This is a genomic window from Sphingomonas sp. PAMC 26605, assembly GCF_000241485.1.
GTDB lineage: Bacteria > Pseudomonadota > Alphaproteobacteria > Sphingomonadales > Sphingomonadaceae > Sphingomonas.
This window is the reverse complement of the sequence record NZ_JH584253.1, coordinates 1-2,922: the sequence shown is the minus strand read 5'-3', so window position 1 is coordinate 2,922 and position 2,922 is coordinate 1. Positions and strand designations below refer to the sequence as shown.

4 protein-coding genes are annotated in these 2,922 nt (G+C 63.3%); 2 read left to right on the top strand and 2 right to left on the bottom strand.

The genetic code is table 11. The features are described 5' to 3' along the window. Nucleotides 1-12: 12 nt before the first annotated feature. Entirely contained in the window at nucleotides 13-642 is a 630-nt protein-coding gene (locus RH90_RS21845) for a TetR/AcrR family transcriptional regulator (protein WP_010189253.1), read from the bottom strand. 79 nt (nucleotides 643-721) lie between these two features. On the opposite strand from RH90_RS21845, the gene RH90_RS21840 reads away from it, so the two are divergent. Beyond that, entirely contained in the window at nucleotides 722-1,798 is a 1,077-nt protein-coding gene (locus RH90_RS21840; RefSeq protein ID WP_010189251.1) for an aldo/keto reductase, read from the top strand. 118 nt (nucleotides 1,799-1,916) lie between these two features. Here RH90_RS21840 and RH90_RS21835 read toward each other — a convergent pair whose 3' ends face one another. Further along, nucleotides 1,917-2,303 carry a winged helix-turn-helix transcriptional regulator gene (locus tag RH90_RS21835; RefSeq protein WP_010189249.1) on the bottom strand — a complete coding sequence of 129 codons (387 nt, stop codon included), beginning with the start codon at nucleotides 2,301-2,303 and terminating at the stop codon, nucleotides 1,917-1,919. Between the two features lie 102 nt (nucleotides 2,304-2,405). Between RH90_RS21835 and RH90_RS21830 the strand changes: the two genes are divergently transcribed. Further along, nucleotides 2,406-2,922: enoyl-CoA hydratase/isomerase family protein (locus RH90_RS21830; RefSeq protein ID WP_010189246.1), on the top strand; the 517-nt coding region annotated here is incomplete at its 3' end.

Genomic DNA, 2,922 nt, shown 5'->3' with positions numbered 1-2,922 from the left:
CGGGAACGATGTTCAAGTAAGCAACGGGTCCGGCCAAGCGCGCAGCAAGGCATCGGCGACGCCAGAGAGAAGCGCGCGCGAGGCCCCATCCCGGGCCATGACAGACAGGCCCTGCACCATTGTCACGACCAGCGTAGCGAGCGCAGTCGGGTCCGTTTGGTCTGGTAACGTACCGTTCGCCACGTCTCGTTCGATGCGGGCTTGCAGACGGTCACAGATCGCGCGCCTATAACAAGCCACGACAGCCTGCACGTCGGACGACGCTGCCGAGCCGCTGGCAGTGGCGCTGGCCAGCAGGCAGCCGGGGGGCGTGGCCTCACCGGTGAAAACGACGACGGCACTCGTCAGCAGCATGGCGGCTGCATCGCGGGCGGTGGCCGCCCCGTCGATCGCCTCCCGGATCGCCTCGGGATCTCCGGCATATCGGCGCGCCGCCTCTAGGAAGAGCCGCCGCTTGTCGCCGAAGGCGGTGTAGAGGCTGGGGGGCGTGATCCCCATGGCGCGCGTAAGGTCGCTGATCGAGGTCGTCTCGTAGCCGTGCCGCCAGAACAGCAGCATCGCCTGTTCCAGCGCCGCGTCGCGATCGAACGACAACGGCCGACCGCCCTTGCGCCGCGCCGACGCTTCCATGTCAGTTTCCATAGCGATCGTTCCGAAACATGTTGACCTGTCCCGATCACACTAGCATGGGTTCCGTATCGAACGCTACGAAAGAGATGTCATGTCCCTCACCGACTTCCGCACGCTCGGCCGCTCCGGCCTCGTAGTCAGTCCGCTCGCACTCGGCACGATGACCTTCGGACCCGGTGAATGGGGGACGGACAGGGCGACGGCGCGTGCGATCTTCGATGCCTATCGGGATGCGGGCGGCAACTTCATCGACACCGCCGACATTTATTCGGGTGGAGAGAGCGAGAGGCTGGTCGGCGCGTTCATCGCCGAGACGGGCGCGCGCGACGACGTAGTTCTGGCAACCAAATTCGGCTTCAACGGATCCGCAAGCCCGCTCGCCGCCGCGCAAAGCGGAAGGGGTAATCCGAACGCCGGGGGCGCGGGGGCGAAGAATATCCACCGTGCGCTGGATGAGTCCCTAAAACGGCTCGGGACGGACTATATCGACCTGTACTGGATGCACGTCTGGGACGGGGTGACGCCGGTGGAAGAAATCGTCCAGACCCTGGGCGACCTCGTCCGAGTGGGCAAGATCCGCTATTTCGGGCTCTCCGACATGCCCGCCTGGGTAGGTTGCAAGGCGGCGACGATCGCGGCGGAGCGCCGCATCCCCGGCCCGGTCGCGATGCAGCTGGAATATTCACTGGTCGCGCGCGACGTGGAAGCCGAACATTTCCCGGCGGCAGGCGAAGGTGGCATGGGCATCATGCCGTGGAGCCCGCTGGCGGGAGGCTTCCTGTCCGGTAAGTACCGGCGTGACGACACGTCGGGCACCGGCCGGCTGAGCGGCGCCAACCCGTTCGGGAACAGCAAGTTCGTCGACCGGAACTGGGATATTCTCGACGCCGCGAAGGCCGTCGCGGCCGAGGTCGGCCGGCCGGTCGCGCAGGTCGCGCTTGCCTGGACCCTAGCCCGGGCGGGCGTCGCCTCGACACTGATAGGGGCAAGCAAGGTCGCGCAGCTCGAAAGCAATATCGCCGCGATCGAGATCCGTCTCGACAACGAACAGCTACGGCGCCTCGATGAGGCAAGCGCACCGGTTCCAGGGTTCAGCGCCTCGCTGACGTCGCGTGGCCTTCGGCGCATGGTTTTCGGAGGTCGTGATGTGACCGGCTGGGGCGAGTAGCATCTACGCCCACCACATGCGGCGATCGCCATTGAGGCAAGCCAACCTTCTCGATTAGGAACGGCTGGCGAGAAGGCGTCGGAGTTCTCGAAATCGATGATCTTTCGAGACAAGAGCGTCAGCCCTGAACGCGAGTGTCGTAGCTCTGTTGATGCTGCAGTATCTCAGCCATGCTCGCGGTCGTCCACGTGAACAAGGCGGCGAACGGCTCGTGCAGGGAGCGACCGAGCGGTGTCAGCGCATATTCCACCCCCAGCACGCGGCCGTCGATTATAGTGCGGGAGATCATGCCGTTGCGTTCGAGCTTGCGCAGCGTGTGAGTAAGGACACGCTGCGTCACGCCTTCGAGCCGCCGCTTGATGGCGTTGAAGCGCTGCGGCTCGCGGTGAAGAACGGCCAGTACCATCATGGACCATTTGTCAGCGATTTGATCGAGGATGACCCTGCTCGGACAGTCGGACCGGAACTCGAAATATCCGTCGGGAAGTGCGGTATCTTTGACCATACCAAGGATGCTCAATGTGCGTAATTGATGCCAAGTATGGAATGTATACCTTGTGTCAACGCCTGGAGCAAATCGCTCCTCCCATACGCCACAAGGATTCTCATGACAGAGTCGACCTATACCAAGTTGCGCGTCACGCGGCAGGACCGAGTGGCCACCGTCACCATCGACAATCCGCCAGTCAATATTCTTGATGTGACACTTATGGGCGAGGTTCGTCGCTTTCTGGCTTCAATGCACAATGATCCGGACACTCGCGTGATCGTCTTCGAGAGCGCCGATCCCGAGTTCTTCATTGCTCATGTTGATATGACGTTGGGGGAGCAGCCCGAAGCCTTGAATGAGTTGCAACGCGACGTGCCTGAAAACCTCAACCCGTTCCAAGCCTTCGCCGAGGCGCTACGCGCACAGCCGCAGGTGACGATCGTCAAATTGGCCGGTCTTGCGCGCGGGGGCGGTGCGGAGTTCGTCTTGGCAGCCGACATGGCGTTCGCCGCGGAAGAACGCGCTGGGTTGGCGCAATGCGAAGCGCTGATGGGCATCATTCCGGGTGGGGGCGCTACCCAGTATCTGGGCCAGCGAATGACACGCGGCCGTGTGCTCGAAGCGATCCTGGGAG

Coding starts and splice junctions, on each gene's coding strand:
- RH90_RS21845 (WP_010189253.1), bottom strand. CDS start 642: ATGGAAACTGACATGGAAGCGTCGGCGCGGCGCAAGGGCGGTCGGCCG.
- RH90_RS21840 (WP_010189251.1), top strand. CDS start 722: ATGTCCCTCACCGACTTCCGCACGCTCGGCCGCTCCGGCCTCGTAGTC.
- RH90_RS21835 (WP_010189249.1), bottom strand. CDS start 2,303: ATGGTCAAAGATACCGCACTTCCCGACGGATATTTCGAGTTCCGGTCC.